Here is a 17,134-nt window from a genome sequence, read left to right on the forward strand (position 1 = left end):
GACTTTGTCTTTGTTTCCTCCCCCCCCCCCCCTGGTTGTTTCTTTTCCCCCCCCCCCCCCCCCCGCCACATTGGGGCGCATGGATCAGGGGATGAGCAGGAGCTTGCCGGTGGTGCGGCGGCCCTGGAGGTCTTCGTGGGCCTTGCGCGCGTCGGCCAGCGGGTACTTGCCGCCGATGCGGACGGTGAGATCGCCCGCGAGGACCGCGTCGAACAGCTCCTGGGACCGCCAGTCGATCTCCTCGCGGCTGCGCGTGTAGTGCGCCGACGTCGGGCGGGTCAGGTACAGCGAGCCGCCGGAGTTGAGGCGCTGCGGGTCGATCGGCGGCACCGGGCCGCTGGACGCGCCGAACAGCGCCAGCAGGCCGCGGATCTTCAGGCTCGCGAGGCTGCCGTCGACGGTGTCCTTGCCGACACCGTCGTACACGACGTCGACGCCGTTGCCGTCGGTCAGTTCGCGGGTGATCTTCGCGAAGTCGTCCCGGTCGTAGCGGATCACCTCGTCGGCGCCGGCTTCGCGGGCGAGCTTCTCCTTCTCCTCGGTCGACACGGTGCCGATCACGCGGGCGCCGCGCGCCTTCGCCAGCTGCACCAGCAGCAGGCCGACGCCGCCCGCGGCCGCGTGCACCAGCACGTCGTGGCCCGCCTTGACCTCGAACGTCGACGCGACCAGGTAGTGCGCGGTCATGCCCTGGAGCATGGTCGCGGCGGCGGTCTCCAGCGAGACACCTTCGGGTACCTTCACGGCGATCGACGCGGGGACGACCTTGCGCGCCGCGTAGCTGCCGAGGTCGCCCTGCCAGGCGACGCGGTCGCCGGCCTCGAACCCGGTCCCGGGGGCGGCTTCGAGGACCGTCCCCGCGCCCTCGAGGCCGAGCACGAACGGCAGGTCGATCGGGTAGATGCCCTGGCGCTGGTAGGTGTCGATGTAGTTGACGCCGGCCGCGGCGACGTCGACCAGCAGTTCGCCGGCCTCCGGGGCGCGCACGTCCACTTCGGCCGCTTCGAGCACTTCCGGGCCGCCGGTCTTCGTCACCTGCACTGCGGTGGGCATGCGTCCTCCTCGGGTCGGGTTCTCCCAGGCACAACTATGGCCGACGCCACGCTGTTCCGCGTTCCGGCCGGTCTTTGGTTATGGTTCGGACCGTGGCTGATTCGGATTCGGAAGAGACGGTCGTTCCGCCGTCGAGCGCGCAGCTGGGAGCGGCGCGCAAGTTCGTGAAGGCGCACGGCAAGCCGTCCCGCGCGGTGGTGGAGAACATCGGCCGGGCGGGCGCACGCGTCGTCCTCGTGGGCGCGGACGGCGCGATGGGCGACGTGGTGGTGCCTTCTGTGGCGACCGGAGAGGCGCTGATCGAGGCCGTCGAGGACCTCGAAGCGGCGTCGTGGGACGCGGAGACGGTCAAGGCCGCGAAGATCGGCCCGGAGCACCGCCGCAAGATGGCGGGCCGGTGAACCGCACGGCGATCCTGGTCGGCTGCGCGGAGCTTCCGTCGGGTGACGGTGACGACGACGCCGTGGTGCCGGCACTGGAGTCGCTGGGCTTCTCGGTCTCGTGGGCGGCGTGGGACTCGGGTGCGCCGTTCGAGGACGCCGACGCGGTGATCCTGCGCGCGACCTGGGACTACGCTTCGCGGCGTCCGGAGTTCCTCTCGTGGTGCGAGTCGGTTCCCGCGCTGTACAACCCGGCCGCGGTCGTCCGCTGGAACACGGACAAGTCGTACCTCACGGAGCTGCTCGACGCGGGGCTGGCGGTGGTCCCGACAATCTTGGTCGAACCCGGCGACGACGCCCGCTTCCCTTCGGGTGACTTCGTGGTCAAACCCTCGGTGGGCGCGGGCTCGCGCGGAGCGGCCCGGTTCGCTTCCGCCGCCGACGCGTCCGCGCATTTGGCGTCCTTGCACGCCGACGGCCACACGGCGCTGATCCAGCCGTACCAGTCCAGTGTGGACACTGCCGGTGAGCTGGCTTTGGTCTACCTGGGCGGGTTCTACTCCCACGCGTTCTCGAAGGCCGCGATGCTGGGGTCCACGATGGACTCGTCGGGGCTGTACCTGTCGGAGAAGCTGGAGGCGGCCTCGCCGCCGGCGGACGCGGTGGCGCTGGCCGAGGACGTGCTGGATGCGGCGTCGGCGTTGCTGGGGATCCTGCGGGCCGAGCTGTTGTACGCGCGGGTCGACGTGGTGCGGGGTGCGGACGGGAAGCCGTTGCTGCTGGAGCTGGAGTTGACGGAGCCGTCGCTGGGCTTCCGCCAGACGGACCCGGCGGCGGCGTTGCGGTTCGCTTCGGCGGTGCGGCAGCAGTTGGCTTAGTCACTTGGCGGCTCGCTGCACGGCGGCCAAGGCGAGCGCGACGATCGCTCCAATCGTGGTTACCGCGAGCGATCCGGTGATCAGGTAGAGCCCGCCGATGCCGGTCAGGCCGGCTTTGATCAATTCCCGCAGACTGCGGCCCGGGACGGGCTCGCTTGTCTTCCCCTTGGTCACTGTGCTACCCCTTTATCGGTGTGCTAGTGCACTCCAGGCAATGGTGACCGGTGGTGAGCCCGACCGGGAATGATCTTTTGTTTTCAGGCCGGGTTTTTCGTTGTCAGGCGTATGTCGCCCTTGTCCGGGATTGTCGAGAATTGTCGATCTTCGTCGGGTAGCGGAGGCGTCATGACCATCCGGATGGACGATGAACTGATTGCCGGGACTTCGCCCGCGGAGGTCGAAGCGGCGCTGCGCTGGCTGGCGAAGCTCAAGAGCGGCGATCCGCTCCAAGCCTTCAGGGAGGCGATCAAGGACCCGACGAGCCGGCCGGCAACCGTGCTCCGCTCCCTGGTGGCGCCGACGGCGTCCCTGCCCGCCGAATCGCGGGCGTTCGCCGCGTGGGGGCTGATCTTCGACGAGATCGGCGCGACGGGAGACGCTCGCTCCCGCCACGTGCTGATGGCGGCGTTCCGGGTCTCGAGGGTGCCGGACGGGGCCGCCTGGAAAGCGACGTTGGGTGATCGCTTCAAGCAACTGATGCCGCTGCTGGACGTATTCGGCGACCCGCCACCCACCACCACGACTCCGATGCACCAAGCCTGGCGGTGGGCGCTCCAGGCGCTGGCCGCCCGGCTGGTGGAGAAACTGGCCTCACTGGACGAGCCGGGCTGGCCGCTCTACATCGACATCGGTCGTGCGGCGGCGAAAGCGGGTTGGCGACCCCGGGCTGCGTCGAGGGGAGCTCAGCCGGTGTTCGTGAAACGCATGCTCGTCACGGCCGTCATGCACCGCCGAACGGTGCAGCGCCGGATTACCGAACGCGACATCGTCGCCTGCGAGAACGGTGTCGATGGTTATGACGTCTACGCGGCGGTCGGCGAGACGCACGACGAGGCGAAGATCCCGGTGACGGCCCTTTGGGCGTGCCGTGTAGACGCGGTGCCCCGGACAAATCCGGGTGATCCGATATCGGTGCGCCTGCGCTTTCCTCGAACGCTTCGGAAGGAGGAGTCTTACGCGTTCGTCTCCGAGGCGCTCGATGGGTGGCTCGAGGAGGAACGCAGGTGGGTCAACGTCGACGTGGACCACCACGGCATCGCGCCCGGCGGCTTGACCGTCCAGCTGAACTTCGAACCGAAGCACCTTCCCGAGGCGTGCTGGTGGTACGCCGAACAACTCGAGCTCGAGCGGACTCGGCAACCGCCTGACGGTGACCCGCGTCTGCTCGCAGTCGGGGACGGATTCGTCCGGCACACCTTTGTCGACGGGTGCCATCCGCGGGAGAATTACGGCATAGCTTTCAGGTGGTGATTCGTGACCGACGTGGTTACGTCGGTCACGAAATCCTTCCTCAGTAGACGGTGACCGAGTTACCGGTGTTGCCGCCGCCGCCACCTGCGGTGTCAGCCGCCGGCTTGTGGACGCCTGACGCCAGAGTGATCGCTACGACCGCCGCGAGGACCAGCGCGCCTGCTGCGGCGATCCACGGCGTTTTGCCGCGCGTGTCTTTGGCGCTGTGCTTGCCCATGAGTCTCCTTCGGTGTGGGGAATTCGGCTCACCGTAAGGGGAAGCAACCGACACGATCGAGCCCGTCATCTCTCTTTCGTGTCAGCGCGGGCATATTAAGCTTCTGCGCTTACCCGTTTCGCGGCCAGCCGATCGGCCTTCGGCCACCGGACATCGGTCGCCCAGCCCAACCGCTCGAACGCCCAGATCACCCGCGCCGAAATATCCACCTGCCCCCGCAGCACCCCGTGCCGCGCGCAAGTCGGATCGGCGTGGTGCGAGTTGTGCCACGACTCGCCCATCGAAAGCACCGCCAACGGCCAGAAATTAGCCGCCTTGTCCCGACTGGCGAACGGCCTCTCGCCGATCAGGTGACACACCGAGTTCACCGACCAGCTCACATGGTGCAGGAACGCGATCCGCACCAGCCCCGCCCAGAAGAACGCCGTCACCGCGCCCCACCAGGACCACGTCAGCAGGCCACCCAACAGAGCCGGCAGGGCGAGGCTCAGCGTGATCCACAGCCAGAAGTACCGGTTCACCACCCGCAGATCACCGTCGGCCACCAGGTCCGGGGCGAAGCGATCCGCGTTCGTCACCTCGCGGGAGAACATCCAGCCCATGTGCGCGTGCCAAAAGCCGCGCAGCAGCGCCGATGCCGACGTCCCGAACAGCCACGGGGAGTGCGGGTCACCCTCTCGGTCGGCGAACGCGTGGTGACGCCGGTGGCTCGCCACCCAGAAGATCACCGAGCCCTGGACCGCCATGCTGCCCGCGATCGCCAGCGCCACCCGCAGGGGCCGCGATGCCTTGAACGCGCCGTGCGTGAAGTAACGGTGGTAGCCGACCGTCACCCCGAGCGTCGCGAACACGTAGAACGCCGCCGCCAGTGCCAGGTCGACCCACGTCATACCCCAGCCCCACACCAGGGGGATCGCTACCAGCAGCGCCAGGAACGGCACCAGGAGGAACGTCTTCAGCACGAGCATCTCGCCCGTGCCGCGACGGTGGGAGATCAGCGGCTTGGGGGCGGCGCGCGAGGTCATGGCGCGAACAGTAACCCACGGGCGAAACGGGCACGCCGACGCCGAGTTAAGCCCGCGTTGCCGTCAGGCGGCGGCGAGCTCGCGGGGCGCCGGCTCCAGGGACGTCACCGGGCCGCGGTCGCGGCTGCCCGTCCACAGGGACGCCGTCGCGATGATCACCGCCATCGCGCCGAGGACGTGGAACGACACCATCGCCTCCGGCACGCCCAGCGCGTACTGCAGCGAGCCCAGCCCACCCTGCGCGACCGCGACCACCCACACCACCGTGTAGCGCTGCCACAGCCCCTTTGGCGCGCCGACGCGCAGCAGCTGCAGGCCGAACACCGCGAGCAGCAACAGGTAGAGCACCAGCAGTCCGCCGTGGACCTGGGCGAGCGCCTCCACCGAAACGGCCAGGCGGTGCGTGGTGATGTCGCCGCTGTGCGGGCCGGCGCCGGTCACCGTGGTGCCCGCCGCGAGCACCAGCCACATGACCACGGCCAGCGCGACCAGGACCGAGCGGCCGGGAACCAGGAGCCGCGCGGGTTCGTCGCCTTCGCGGAACGCGCGCAGCAGCAGGACCGCGAGCCAGACCAGCGGCGTCGTGGCGAGGAAGTGGATCGCGACGGTCCACCACTCGAGCTTGGCGAGCACGGTCATCCCGCCGACGACGGCCTGCAGCACGACGCCGCCGGGCATCGTCCAGGCCAGCTTCACCAGCCGCTTGCGGGACGGGTGGTCGATCTGCACGCGCCACGCCGTGATGACGGCGACCGCGGCGACGAGGATGACCACGCCGGTCAGCAGCCGGTTGCCGAACTCGATCCACTGGTTGAGCGCGTGGATGCCCGGGTGGTCCACCGGGACCAGGCTGCCGGCGACGCACTGCGGCCAGGTCGGGCAGCCGAGGCCCGAGCCGGTGACGCGGACGATGGACCCGGTGACACCGATCAGCGCCTGCGCGAGGACCGCGGTGATCCCGACGGCCCGCTGCACGGCGGCGGACGGATACGGCAGGCGGGCGACGAGGCTGGTGAACGGCACCCATCGATGGTAGAGCGCCGGGAAACGCGGCTTTCGGCAGGTCCCGGCGCCCAGAACGGCGCGCCGGGCACAAGGGACCTAGGTCACTCGGTTTTCTTGGCCTTCTTCTGGAAGAGGCCGAGCGACTGCGCGAAGACGGCGCCGAACCCCAGCACGGCGATGGGGACGGTCCTGACCCAGAAGGCCCCCGCGTCGAGCGACACGAGCAGGGCGACCAGCCCGATCGCCACGACGACCAGGAGCAGCATGATCAGGGTGACGCGCAGCTTCGAAACCATGGAACTTCCCCTCGGCGGATCGGACCCGGACCGGGTGACCATCCCAGGGGCGGCGCGGGTTCGTGAGGTGAGTTCTACCCGGCCCGCAAGTGTTCAGGTGAGCTTCGTCGTGCGGGAAGCCAGGGCTCCCGCGGCGACCGCCCACACCACGAGCACCACGAGCGGTCCGGGGGCGAACGCGCCGTCGACCAGCGCGGAACGCATCCCTTCGGCCAGCGCTCCCGACGGCAGCAGCTCCACCACGCGAGCCAGCCCCGAAGGCAGCGAAGACGGCGCCAGCAGGATCCCGCCCGCCAGCAGCAACACGAACCAGACGATGTTCGCCAGCGCCAGCACGGCTTCCGCGCGCAGCGCGCCGCCCAGGAGCACGCCCAGCGCACCGAAGGCCAGCGTGCCCAGCACCAGCAGCAAGATCGCCGAAGCCAGCCCCGAGAAAGTGGGCGACCAGCCCAGGAACGCCGCCACCACACCGATGATCACCGACTGCAGCGCCACCACGACGACGGCCGCCGCGAGCCGGCCCGCCACCAGCAACCACCGCGGCAGCGCCGTCGCCGAAAGGCGCTTCAGCACCCCGTAGCGCCGGTCGAAGCCCAGGGCGATCGCCTGGCCGGTGAACGCCGACGACATCACCGCCAGCGCCAGGATGCGCGGCGTGATCCAGTCCACTTTGGACGTCGAACCCAGCGAAGACGCCGGCAGGATGTCCAGCAGCGACAACCCGATCAGCAAGGCCAAGGGAATGAGCAGCGTCAGCAGCACCTGCTCGCCGTGGCGCAGCGTCAGGCTCGCCTCGACCCGCGCGTGCGTCCGCAGCATGCGGCCCAGCGAGCCGCGCCCGGGTGCCGGGGTGAACGTCCCGGCGGGGAAGGACGTCATGCCCGCAGCTCCCGTCCGGTCAGCTCCAGGAAGACCTCTTCGAGCGTGCGCTTGCCGACCTGCAGCTCCTCCGGCAGCACGCCCTGCTGCGCGCACCACGCCGTGACCGTCGACACGACCTGCGGGTCGACCGAGCCGGCCACGACGTACGTGCCCGGCGCCGACTCGCGCACGGCGTAGCCCTCCGGCAGCGCCGCGGTCAGCAGGGCCGTGTCCAGCCGCGTGCGCGCCTTGAACCGCAGGCCCGCGTTGCCGCTCTCGTCGACCGTCAGGGATTCCGGCGCGCCGGAGACGACGACCTTGCCGTGGTCGACGATCACCACGGTGTCGGCCAGCGCTTCGGCCTCCTCCATCAGGTGCGTGGTCAGCAGCACCGAGACGCCGTCGCGGCGCAGCGCGCCCAGCAGGTCCCACACCAGCCGCCGGGCCTGCGGGTCCATGCCCGCGGTCGGCTCGTCGAGGAACACCAGCTCCGGTCGTCCGATCAGCGCGCACGCCAGCGAAAGCCGCTGCTGCTGCCCGCCGGAGAGGCGCTTGAACGGCGTCCGCCGCACCGAGGCCAGCCCGAGGACGTCCAGCAGCCAGGCCGGATCCAGCGGGGAGGCCGCGCAGGAGGCCACCAGCCCGAGCATCTCGTCGGCGCGGACGCCGGGGTAGGCGCCGCCGCCCTGGGGCATGATCCCGACCCGGGGGCGCAGCGCGGCCGACTCGCGCACGGGGTCGAAGCCGAGCACGCGCACCGTGCCCGCGTCAGGCTTCAGGAAGCCTTCGCAGACCTCGACGGTGGTGGTCTTGCCGGCCCCGTTCGGGCCGAGCAGGGCGAGCAGGCTGCCGCGCTCCATCCGCAGGTCGAGACCGTCGACCGCGCGGGTGGAGCCGTAGCTTTTCACCAGCCCGGTGATCTCGACGGCGGGGGCACTCACATCGCGTCACGATACGGCGTCGGCCCGCGCGGGCACCCGCGGGGACGGCCTGGAGAGCAGGACGGGGGCGAGCCGCCGCACGATCAGCATCCCGGTGCCGCACACGACGATCGCCGCGACGTAGGCGAACGGCAGCACGTACGGGCGGCCGTCGAAGGTGCTGCCGGTCGGCGGCAGGAGGAACGGCAGGGCGGCGGACAGCACCGCCGCGGCCACCCGGAACCGGGACGTCCCGGCCGCGGCGGCGAGGGGGATCACCGCCCACAGCACGTACCAGGGCTGCAGGTTGATCTGCAGGATCATCACCGCGCCGAGCGAGACGCCGAGGCCGATGATCGGCCGGTAGCGCCACTTGAAGCTGTCCCACAGGAACTTGAACGTGATGGCGACGGCGACCAGGTAGCCGAGCGCGCCGAGGATGGGCACCAGGCCGTTGGTGTGGTTGCCGAGCCCGAGCGCGATGCCGAGGACGCCGGAGAGGTTGGCGAGCTCGGCGGTGGGGGAGATCCAGGAGCGGACCAGGCCGGGGGTGTCGAACGTCGCGCCGACCCAGCCGAAGCCGAGCCCGGTGCCGAAGCAGACGGCGACCAGCACGGCGCCGAACCAGAGCGCCATCGGTGCGCCGGCGACGAAGAGGTCCTTGAGCCGGCCGTGCCAGCGGCGCGCGACCATCACGGCGAAGAACGGCAAGGCGAACAGCGCGGGCAGCTTCACCGCGACGCCCAGGGTGATGATCGCCACCCCGAGCCCGATGTAGAGCAGCTCCCCGCGCGCCAGGGGCGGGGGCGTGTCGCCCTTCACCCGGATCGGCAGCCGCCGGATGCCGACCTCCAGCCCGGCGAGCATCAGGCCGATGGCCAGCGCGTCGTTGTGGGCGCCGGCGATGAAGTGGAAGATCAGCAGCGGGTTGAGGGCGCCGAGCCACAGCGCCGTCGCGGGCTGGACGCCGAAGCGGCGGGCGAGCCGGGGCAGCGCCCAGACGATGAGGACCACGCCGGCCAGGGCGAGCACGCGCTGCAGGAGCACGCCGACGGCGATGCTGTTGCCGGCCAGGGGCGCGAGCCAGCCGCCGAGGCGCAGCACCAGCGGCCCGTACGGCGCCGGCGTCTCGCGCCACATGTTCGACACGCCCATGGTGAACGGGTCGGCGACGCCGAGGGCCTGCGCCGGGCCGAGGACGTAGGGGTCCATGCCGCGGTGCACGATCTCGCTCTGCGCGAGGTAGCTGTAGACGTCGCGGGAGAACAGCGGCGGGATGACCAGCAGCGGCAGCACCCACAGCGCGATCGTGCGCGCGAGCTGGCCCTGCGACGCGAGCCGGGCGCGGTCGGGCCGGGCGAACTTCCCGAGCATCAGCCAGCTGAGCACCAGGATGCCCATCCCGGAGATCGCGATGGCCAGCGACACCGTCGGGATGCGGGTGAACAGCCGCAGCACCGGGATCTCCTGCACCGGGTTGATCACCGGGGCGGCGCCGGCGCCGAGCGAGCCGAGGGCGAGGAAGAGCGACCCGACCGTGCCGAACCGGCGGACGACGGCGAGCCCGCGCCGCTCGTCACCCTCCAGGGGGAGCGGCACGCGGGGCTCGACGGGCGACAGCGTCACCGCGTGCGCACGCTCTTGCTGGTCCTGCCGTGCAGGATGTTCACCCACTGCCACGGGAGCAGGGTATCGCCGCCGCCGCGGAGTGAGTCGGGTCACTGCCGAAGACCCTGCCTTTGCCGACCGCCGGGAAATAAGACACACTTGTGTTGTGAAAAAGACGGAGGCGCGTGACCAGGTGGGCGGCGACATGCCGCGCGCCGGGCTTCCCGTGGTTCCGTCGCAGGTCAGCGCCGAGGGCAAGACCCGCCACGAGGTCGCCCGGGTGCTCCTGGAACAGGGTCCCATGACCGCCGTCGTGGTCGCCGAGCAGCTCGGGATCAGCCCCACGGCCGTCCGCCGGCACCTCGACGCGCTTCTCGCGGACGGCGAAGCCGAGACGCGGGACGCGCCGCGCCGCGGACCCCGGGGCCGGGGCCGTCCGGCCAAGCTCTTCCTGCTGACCGAGTCCGGCCGCGCCCGCTTCGGGCACGCCTACGACGACCTGGCCGTGTCCGCCATCCGCTTCCTCGCCGAGCACGCGGGCGAAGACGCCGTACGCGCCTTCGCCGAGCGTCGCGTCGCGTCCCTGGTCGAGCCGCACCGCTCCGCGATCACCGGATCGAGTGATCCGGCGGCGCGCGCGGAGGCGTTGGCGACCGCCCTGAGCAGGGAGGGCTACGCTGCGTCGACCCGTCAGGTCGGTACGCGGAATTCTCAAAACGAAGCACCGGGCCTCGGGCAGAACGTCGGGGCGCAGCTCTGCCAGCACCACTGTCCGGTCGCCCACGTGGCCGCGGAGTTCCCGCAGCTGTGCGAGGCCGAGACCGAGGCGTTCGCGAAGCTGCTGGGCACCCACGTCCAGCGGCTGGCGACGATCGCACGCGGTGACTCCGCGTGCACCACCCACGTTCCCGTCACGACGGGGAACAACCCGGCCCATCCCGAGCCGGGAAGCACGGTGCCCCCTGGGCGCACAGCACGGATCCCGAATGGAGGGAAACCCGCATGACTGCCGCTGCCGAGCAGCGCACTCCCACCACCGCGCCACTGAGCCAGGAAGAGACCATCGAGTCCCTTGGCAAGTACGCGTTCGGCTGGGCCGACTCCGACGAAGCGGGCGCCAGCGCCCGTCGCGGGCTGAACGAGGATGTCGTCACCGACATCTCCGGGAAGAAGTCCGAGCCGGAGTGGATGCGCGAAGCGCGACTGAAGGCGCTCAAGCTCTTCGAGAAGAAGCCCATGCCCAACTGGGGGGCCGACCTCTCCGGGATCGACTTCGACAACATCAAGTACTTCGTCCGCTCCAGCGAGAAGCAGGCTGCGAGCTGGGAAGACCTGCCCGAGGACATCAAGAACACGTACGACAAGCTCGGCATCCCCGAGGCGGAGAAGCAGCGCCTAGTGGCCGGTGTCGCGGCCCAGTACGAGTCCGAGGTCGTCTACCACTCGATCCGCGAGGACCTCGAGAAGCAGGGCGTGCTCTTCCTTGACACGGACACCGCGCTGCGCGAGCAGCCGGAGCTGTTCGAGGAGTACTTCGGCTCGGTCATCCCGGCCGGCGACAACAAGTTCTCCGCGCTGAACACGGCGGTGTGGTCCGGCGGCTCGTTCATCTACGTGCCCAAGGGCGTCAAGGTGGACATCCCGCTGCAGGCCTACTTCCGGATCAACACCGAGAACATGGGCCAGTTCGAGCGCACCCTGATCATCGTCGACGAAGACGCCTACGTGCACTACGTCGAGGGCTGCACGGCGCCGATCTACCAGTCCGACTCGCTGCACTCGGCGGTCGTGGAGATCATCGTCAAGAAGGGCGCCCGCTGCCGCTACACGACCATCCAGAACTGGTCGAACAACGTCTACAACCTGGTCACCAAGCGCGCCAAGTGCGAAGAGGGCGCGACCATGGAATGGATCGACGGCAACATCGGTTCCAAGGTGACGATGAAGTACCCGTCGGTCTTCCTCATGGGCGAGCACGCCAAGGGTGAGGTGCTTTCGGTCGCGTTCGCGGGCGAGGGCCAGCACCAGGACGCGGGCGCCAAGATGGAGCACCTCGCGCCGTACACCTCTTCGACGATCGTGTCGAAGTCGGTGGCGCGCGGCGGTGGCCGCACCTCGTACCGCGGCCTGGTCCGCGTCGCGAAGCGCGCGCACCACTCGCGCTCCAGCGTGGTCTGCGACGCCCTGCTGGTCGACACGATCTCGCGCTCGGACACCTACCCGTACGTGGACATCCGCAACGACGAGGTGTCCATGGGCCACGAGGCCACGGTGTCCAAGGTCAGCGAAGAGCAGCTGTTCTACCTGATGTCGCGCGGCCTCGACGAGGCCGAGGCGATGGCGATGATCGTGCGCGGGTTCGTCGAGCCCATCGCGCGTGAGCTGCCGATGGAGTACGCGCTCGAGCTGAACCGCCTGATCGAGCTCCAGATGGAAGGGTCCGTCGGCTAGTCATGTCGGTTACCGAGAACAACGTTTCGGAGTCTCTGCGCGAGGGGGCCGTCATTCCGGCGGCCTCCCGCGCGGAGCGCTTCACCTCCTACGACGTCGAGGCCTTCGAGGTCCCGGGCGGCCGTGAGGAGAACTGGCGCTTCACGCCGATGAAGCGGCTGCGCGGCCTGCACGACGGCAGCGCGGTCGCCACCGGCGAGATCGCCCTCGAAGCCGACGCCGCCCCCGAGCTGGGCATCGTGACCGTCGGCCGCGACGACCCGCGGCTGGGCCAGGCCGGCGTCCCGAGCGACCGGATCGCCGCGCAGGCGTATTCCTCGTTCACCAAGGCCACCATCGTGACGGTGCCCAAGGAGACGAAGGCGTCCAAGCCGTCGGTGCTGCGCATCCACGGCCCGGGCGAGGACAAGGTCGCCTACGGGCACCTGCAGGTCCGCGCCGAGGCGTTCGCCGAAGCCCTCATCGTGCTCGACCACGTCGGCTCCGGCACCTACGCCGACAACGTCGAGTTCGTCATCGGCGACGGCGCGAAGATCACCGTGGTCAGCGTCCAGGACTGGGCCGACGACGCGGTGCACGTCTCCGAGCAGCACCTGAAGCTCGGCCGCGACGCCTCGCTCAAGCACACGGTCATCACCCTGGGCGGCGACCTGGTCCGCGTCTCGCCGACGGCGACCTTCGCCGACAAGGGCGGCGACGTCGAGATGCTCGGCGTCTACTTCGCCGACGGCGGCCAGCACCAGGAGCACCGCCTCTTCGTCGACCACGCGGTGCCGAACTGCAAGTCGCGCGTGGGCTACAAGGGCGCGCTGCAGGGCGAGGGCGCGCACACGGTGTGGATCGGCGACGTGCTGATCCGCGCCGCGGCCGAGGCCACCGACACCTACGAGTTCAACCGCAACCTGGTGCTCACGCCGGGCGCCCGCGCGGACTCCGTGCCGAACCTCGAGATCGAGACCGGCGAGATCGAAGGCGCCGGCCACGCGAGCGCGACGGGAAGGTTCGACGACGAGCAGTTGTTCTACCTGCAGTCGCGCGGGATCGCCGAAGAAGCCGCCCGGCGCTTGGTCGTGCGCGGGTTCTTCCACGAGATCCTGGTGAAGATCGACGTCCCCGAGGTGCGCGAGCGCCTCGAAGCCGCGATCGAGGCCGAGCTCGAAGCCGTTGGCGCCTGACGCCGTCCACCGCAGACTTTAGGAAACGAAGAATGGCTACCCTGGAAATCAAGGACCTGCACGCCTCGGTCGAGACCGACGAAGGCGCCAAGGAGATCCTCAAGGGCGTGAACCTGACGATCAAGTCGGGCGAGACGCACGCGATCATGGGCCCCAACGGCTCCGGCAAGTCCACCCTGTCCTACGCGATCGCCGGCCACCCGAAGTACCAGGTGACCTCCGGCGAGGTGCTGCTCGACGGCGAGAACGTCCTCGAGATGAGCGTCGACGAGCGCGCCCGCGCCGGCCTCTTCCTGGCCATGCAGTACCCGGTCGAGGTGCCCGGCGTGTCCATGTCCAACTTCCTCCGCACCGCGGCCACCGCGGTCCGTGGCGAGGCCCCCAAGCTGCGCCACTGGGTCAAGGAGGTCAAGGAGGAGATGGGCAAGCTCGAGATCTCGCAGGAGTTCGCCGAGCGCTCGGTCAACGAAGGGTTCTCCGGCGGCGAGAAGAAGCGCCACGAGATCCTGCAGCTGGCGCTGCTCAAGCCGAAGTTCGCCATCCTCGACGAGACCGACTCCGGTCTCGACGTCGACGCCCTGCGCGTCGTCTCCGAGGGCGTGAACGCGTACAAGGCTTCGAGCGAGGTCGGCGTCATGCTGATCACGCACTACACCCGGATCCTGCGGCACATCACGCCGGACTTCGTGCACGTCTTCGCCGGCGGCAAGATCGTCGAGTCGGGCGGCAAGGAGCTGGCCGACGAGCTGGAGGAGCACGGCTACGTCAAGTACGTCGGCAAGCCCGAGCCGGCCGCGCTCTGACGTTTTCCCCCGTACGACACCGAGAACGAGAGGAGTCGGCCCGATGACCACCACCTCGGCCAGCTCTCTGCCACTCGACGTGGCGGCCCTGAGGGCCGACTTCCCCATCCTGTCGCGCACCGTCCGCGACGGGAAACCCTTGGTGTACCTGGACTCCGGCGCGACGTCGCAACGCCCGACCGCGGTGTTCGACGCCGAACGCGACTACGTGTTCACGTCGAACGCCGCCGTCCACCGCGGTGCGCACCAGCTGTCCGAAGAGGCCACCGACGCCTACGAGTCCGCGCGCGCGAAGATCGCGGAGTTCGTCGGCGCCGACCCCGAAGAGCTGGTGTTCACCAAGAACGCGACCGAGGGCATCAACCTCGTCGCGTACTCGATGAGCAACGCCGCCACGGCCGGCCCCGAGGCTTCGCGGTTCGTCGTCGGCCCGGGTGACGAGATCGTCATCACCGAGATGGAGCACCACGCGAACCTCGTGCCGTGGCAGCAGCTGTGCCAGCGCACCGGGGCCACGCTGAAGTGGTTCAAGGTGACTCCCGAGGGGCGCCTCGACCTGTCCGATGTGGACAAGCTGATCACCCCGAAGACCAAGGTCGTCGCGTTCGCGCACCAGTCGAACGTGCTCGGCACGGTCAACCCCGTCTCGCTGCTCGTCGAGAAAGCGAAGGCCGTCGGCGCGCTGACCGTGCTCGACGCCTGCCAGTCGGTGCCGCATGGTTTGTATAAGCAGGGCCCGGTGGACTTCCACGCGCTGGGTGTCGACTTCGCGGTGTTCTCCGGGCACAAGATGCTCGGCCCGTCCGGCATCGGCGTGCTCTACGGGCGCACCGAGCTGCTCGAAGCGATGCCGCCGTTCCTCACCGGCGGGTCGATGATCGAGATGGTCCGCATGGAGGGCTCCACCTTCGCGCCGCCGCCGCAGCGGTTCGAGGCCGGCGTGCCGATGACGTCGCAGGCCATCGGCCTCGGCGCGGCCGTCGACTACCTCTCGGCCATCGGCATGGACCGGATCGCGGCGCACGAGCACGAGCTCGCCGCGGCGGCCCTCGAAGGCGTCGGCGCGATCCCGGGTGTCCGGATCGTCGGGCCGACCGACGTGGCGGACCGCGGCGCGACCGTGTCGTTCGTGATCGACGGCGTGCACCCGCACGACGCCGGCCAGGTGCTCGACAGCCTCGGCATCGCCGTCCGCGTCGGCCACCACTGCGCGTGGCCGCTGCACCGGGCCTGCAACGCCCAGGCGACCGTGCGCGCGTCGTTCTACCTGTACAACACGCTGTCCGAAGTGGACGCCCTGGTAGCGGGTGTTCGCGAAGCCCAGAAGTTCTTCGGGGTGGCGCAGTGAACCTGGAAAGCATGTACCAGGAGATCATCCTGGACCACTACAAGAACCCGCACGGCCGCGGCCTGCGCGACCCGTTCGACGCCGAGTCGTTCCAGGTCAACCCGACCTGCGGCGACGAGGTGACCCTGCGGGTCAAGCTCGACGACGGTAAGGTCGCCGACGTCTCCTACGACGGCCAGGGCTGCTCCATCAGCCAGGCCTCGACGTCGGTCTTGACGGATCTCGTCGTCGGCCACACGCTTGAGGAGGCGTTCACCACCATGGACGCCTTCGTGGAACTGATGCAGGGCAAGGGAAAGATCGAGCCGGACGAGGACGTGCTGGAGGACGGGATCGCCTTCGCGGGCGTCGCCAAGTACCCCGCCCGCGTCAAGTGCGCCCTCCTCGGCTGGATGGCTTTCAAGGACGCCGTCGCCCGGACCACCAGTGGAGCTGAGAAAGCATGACCGAAGACACCGCCACCGACGCGCGCGAGGGCCGGACCGCCGCCGACCTCGACGCCGAGACCACGGCCACGCAGGACCTCGACCTCGCCAAGCTCGAGGACGTCGAGGAAGCCATGCGCGACGTCGTCGACCCGGAACTCGGCATCAACGTCGTCGACCTGGGCCTGGTTTACGACATCCGCGTCGAGCAGGACAACACCGCCACCATCGACATGACGCTCACGTCGGCGGCCTGCCCGCTGACCGACGTCATCGAAGACCAGACGTCGGCCGCGCTGACGTCCGGCGGCCTCGTCAAGGACTTCCGCATCAACTGGGTCTGGATGCCGCCGTGGGGCCCGGAGAAGATCACCGAGGACGGCCGCGAGCAACTGCGCGCCCTCGGCTTCACCGTCTGACTTCTTTCGCATCGAGCGGGCCACCTCCCGAGGTGGCCCGCTTTGTGTATAACGACCTATACCGCGCGTGCCAGGCCAGCGCGTAGAGGACGAGCGCGGCGGCGAACCCGCTGCCGGCGCCGGTGGCCAGCAGGTAGGTCGCGTTGCCGACGACGCCCGCGCGGGTCATCGGGTCGTGGTGGGCGAGGAAGGGCAGCACCTCGGCCAGGACGCCGGCCAGCGTGCCGCCGGCGAGGAACGCCACCACCGGTTTGCGGTGGCGGGTGGCTCTCGGCGCCGGCTCGGTGGGTGCGGTGCGGTGCCAGCGCACGAGCCACCAGGCGAGGATCCCGGCTCCGGCGATCGTGCTGACCAGCTGGATCAGCCGGCCGACGTCGACCCCGGTGACGAGCGGGGTCCGCAGGAACGGGAACCCGTCGTGCTCGTGGGTGAAGGCGTCCCAGCCGACGTGCGTCGCGGCGCCGAGGATCAGTGACAGAGCGATCCAGCCCGGCCGCTTCCAGCTGAAGTGGCGGGGGAGCCGCTCGGCCAGCGGTTTCGGCGCCAAGGCGAGCAGCGGCCGCTTCAGGACGATCTGGAAGACCGCCAGCAGGGCGAGCGCGAGCAGCGGGTCGAGCCAGAGGACGGACGCGAACTCGTGCGTCCTGGTGAGGCCGATGCCGGGTAGCCGCGGCACGAACCAGAAGACGTCCGGTGCGACGGACCCGGCGACGAGCGCGGCCGGTACCAGCGGTCGTCTCGCCAGCGGGAGCACGGCGGCGGGGTGACTCAGCGTGAACGGCACGGAAGTAGTATCCCGG

At 69.9% G+C, this 17,134-nt stretch carries 20 protein-coding genes; 10 read left to right on the forward strand and 10 right to left on the reverse strand.

Annotated elements, in window-relative coordinates; genetic code table 11:
* Positions 1 to 84: 84 nt before the first annotated feature.
* A complete protein-coding gene (locus tag ACZ4TR_RS26540) occupies positions 85 to 1,053 on the reverse strand; it encodes a quinone oxidoreductase family protein (protein ID WP_465289477.1) in 969 nt (322 codons plus the stop codon).
* A gap of 92 nt (positions 1,054 to 1,145) precedes the next feature.
* Between ACZ4TR_RS26540 and ACZ4TR_RS26545 the strand changes: the two genes are divergently transcribed.
* The gene (locus ACZ4TR_RS26545; protein WP_465289478.1) at positions 1,146 to 1,454 is read left to right on the forward strand and encodes a hypothetical protein; all 309 of its coding nucleotides are present in this window, start codon (positions 1,146 to 1,148) and stop codon (positions 1,452 to 1,454) included.
* Complete coding sequence (locus ACZ4TR_RS26550) at positions 1,451 to 2,311, forward strand: ATP-grasp domain-containing protein (RefSeq protein WP_465289479.1); 861 nt, start codon at positions 1,451 to 1,453, stop codon at positions 2,309 to 2,311. Before ACZ4TR_RS26545 ends, ACZ4TR_RS26550 begins: the two co-directional genes overlap by 4 nt.
* Here ACZ4TR_RS26550 and ACZ4TR_RS26555 read toward each other — a convergent pair whose 3' ends face one another.
* Positions 2,312 to 2,485: a hypothetical protein gene (locus tag ACZ4TR_RS26555; protein WP_465289480.1), complete on the reverse strand. Its 174-nt coding sequence runs from the start codon at positions 2,483 to 2,485 to the stop codon at positions 2,312 to 2,314.
* Positions 2,486 to 2,656: 171 nt separating this feature from the next.
* On the opposite strand from ACZ4TR_RS26555, the gene ACZ4TR_RS26560 reads away from it, so the two are divergent.
* Positions 2,657 to 3,781, forward strand: coding sequence for a hypothetical protein (locus ACZ4TR_RS26560; RefSeq protein WP_465289481.1), 1,125 nt, complete (start codon positions 2,657 to 2,659; stop codon positions 3,779 to 3,781).
* 40 nt (positions 3,782 to 3,821) lie between these two features.
* Here ACZ4TR_RS26560 and ACZ4TR_RS26565 read toward each other — a convergent pair whose 3' ends face one another.
* From ACZ4TR_RS26565 to mptB, 7 genes are all read right to left on the reverse strand, one after another.
* A complete protein-coding gene (locus ACZ4TR_RS26565) occupies positions 3,822 to 3,998 on the reverse strand; it encodes a hypothetical protein (RefSeq protein WP_465289482.1) in 177 nt (58 codons plus the stop codon).
* Positions 3,999 to 4,093: 95 nt separating this feature from the next.
* Positions 4,094 to 5,023 carry an acyl-CoA desaturase gene (locus tag ACZ4TR_RS26570; protein ID WP_465289483.1) on the reverse strand — a complete coding sequence of 310 codons (930 nt, stop codon included), beginning with the start codon at positions 5,021 to 5,023 and terminating at the stop codon, positions 4,094 to 4,096.
* A 63-nt stretch (positions 5,024 to 5,086) separates the two neighbouring features.
* Entirely contained in the window at positions 5,087 to 6,046 is a 960-nt protein-coding gene (locus tag ACZ4TR_RS26575; RefSeq protein WP_465289484.1) for a COX15/CtaA family protein, read from the reverse strand.
* Between the two features lie 83 nt (positions 6,047 to 6,129).
* Positions 6,130 to 6,324: a hypothetical protein gene (locus ACZ4TR_RS26580; protein WP_465289485.1), complete on the reverse strand. Its 195-nt coding sequence runs from the start codon at positions 6,322 to 6,324 to the stop codon at positions 6,130 to 6,132.
* Between the two features lie 93 nt (positions 6,325 to 6,417).
* Positions 6,418 to 7,203 carry an ABC transporter permease gene (locus ACZ4TR_RS26585; RefSeq protein WP_465289486.1) on the reverse strand — a complete coding sequence of 262 codons (786 nt, stop codon included), beginning with the start codon at positions 7,201 to 7,203 and terminating at the stop codon, positions 6,418 to 6,420.
* Positions 7,200 to 8,126, reverse strand: coding sequence for an ABC transporter ATP-binding protein (locus ACZ4TR_RS26590; RefSeq protein WP_364517504.1), 927 nt, complete (start codon positions 8,124 to 8,126; stop codon positions 7,200 to 7,202). The genes ACZ4TR_RS26585 and ACZ4TR_RS26590 overlap by 4 nt, the downstream gene beginning before the upstream one ends.
* Before the next feature lie 6 nt (positions 8,127 to 8,132).
* The gene (gene mptB, locus ACZ4TR_RS26595; protein ID WP_465289777.1) at positions 8,133 to 9,779 is read right to left on the reverse strand and encodes a polyprenol phosphomannose-dependent alpha 1,6 mannosyltransferase MptB; all 1,647 of its coding nucleotides are present in this window, start codon (positions 9,777 to 9,779) and stop codon (positions 8,133 to 8,135) included.
* Positions 9,780 to 9,918: 139 nt separating this feature from the next.
* Here mptB and ACZ4TR_RS26600 point away from each other — a divergent pair, with 139 nt between their 5' ends.
* From ACZ4TR_RS26600 to ACZ4TR_RS26630, 7 genes are read left to right on the forward strand one after another with little or no spacing between them, the layout of a single operon-like run.
* Positions 9,919 to 10,719, forward strand: a complete 801-nt coding sequence (locus tag ACZ4TR_RS26600; protein WP_465289779.1) for a helix-turn-helix transcriptional regulator — start codon at positions 9,919 to 9,921, stop codon at positions 10,717 to 10,719.
* Positions 10,716 to 12,164 carry a Fe-S cluster assembly protein SufB gene (gene sufB, locus ACZ4TR_RS26605; protein ID WP_364517506.1) on the forward strand — a complete coding sequence of 483 codons (1,449 nt, stop codon included), beginning with the start codon at positions 10,716 to 10,718 and terminating at the stop codon, positions 12,162 to 12,164. The genes ACZ4TR_RS26600 and sufB overlap by 4 nt, the downstream gene beginning before the upstream one ends.
* 2 nt (positions 12,165 to 12,166) lie before the next feature.
* A complete protein-coding gene (sufD, locus tag ACZ4TR_RS26610) occupies positions 12,167 to 13,339 on the forward strand; it encodes a Fe-S cluster assembly protein SufD (RefSeq protein ID WP_465289487.1) in 1,173 nt (390 codons plus the stop codon).
* A 32-nt stretch (positions 13,340 to 13,371) separates the two neighbouring features.
* Positions 13,372 to 14,142 carry a Fe-S cluster assembly ATPase SufC gene (sufC, locus tag ACZ4TR_RS26615; RefSeq protein WP_364517510.1) on the forward strand — a complete coding sequence of 257 codons (771 nt, stop codon included), beginning with the start codon at positions 13,372 to 13,374 and terminating at the stop codon, positions 14,140 to 14,142.
* A gap of 43 nt (positions 14,143 to 14,185) precedes the next feature.
* Entirely contained in the window at positions 14,186 to 15,490 is a 1,305-nt protein-coding gene (locus tag ACZ4TR_RS26620) for a cysteine desulfurase (protein ID WP_465289488.1), read from the forward strand.
* On the forward strand, positions 15,487 to 15,936 hold the full coding sequence (gene sufU, locus ACZ4TR_RS26625; protein WP_329049227.1) for a Fe-S cluster assembly sulfur transfer protein SufU: 450 nt from the start codon (positions 15,487 to 15,489) through the stop codon (positions 15,934 to 15,936). Before ACZ4TR_RS26620 ends, sufU begins: the two co-directional genes overlap by 4 nt.
* Entirely contained in the window at positions 15,933 to 16,334 is a 402-nt protein-coding gene (locus ACZ4TR_RS26630; protein ID WP_285483013.1) for a metal-sulfur cluster assembly factor, read from the forward strand. The genes sufU and ACZ4TR_RS26630 overlap by 4 nt, the downstream gene beginning before the upstream one ends.
* Here ACZ4TR_RS26630 and ACZ4TR_RS26635 read toward each other — a convergent pair.
* A complete protein-coding gene (locus ACZ4TR_RS26635) occupies positions 16,324 to 17,118 on the reverse strand; it encodes a DUF4184 family protein (protein ID WP_465289489.1) in 795 nt (264 codons plus the stop codon). The genes ACZ4TR_RS26630 and ACZ4TR_RS26635 overlap by 11 nt on opposite strands.
* Between the last annotated feature and the right edge of the window lie 16 nt (positions 17,119 to 17,134).

The sequence above is a fragment of the Amycolatopsis sp. NPDC028719 genome (assembly GCF_055565395.1).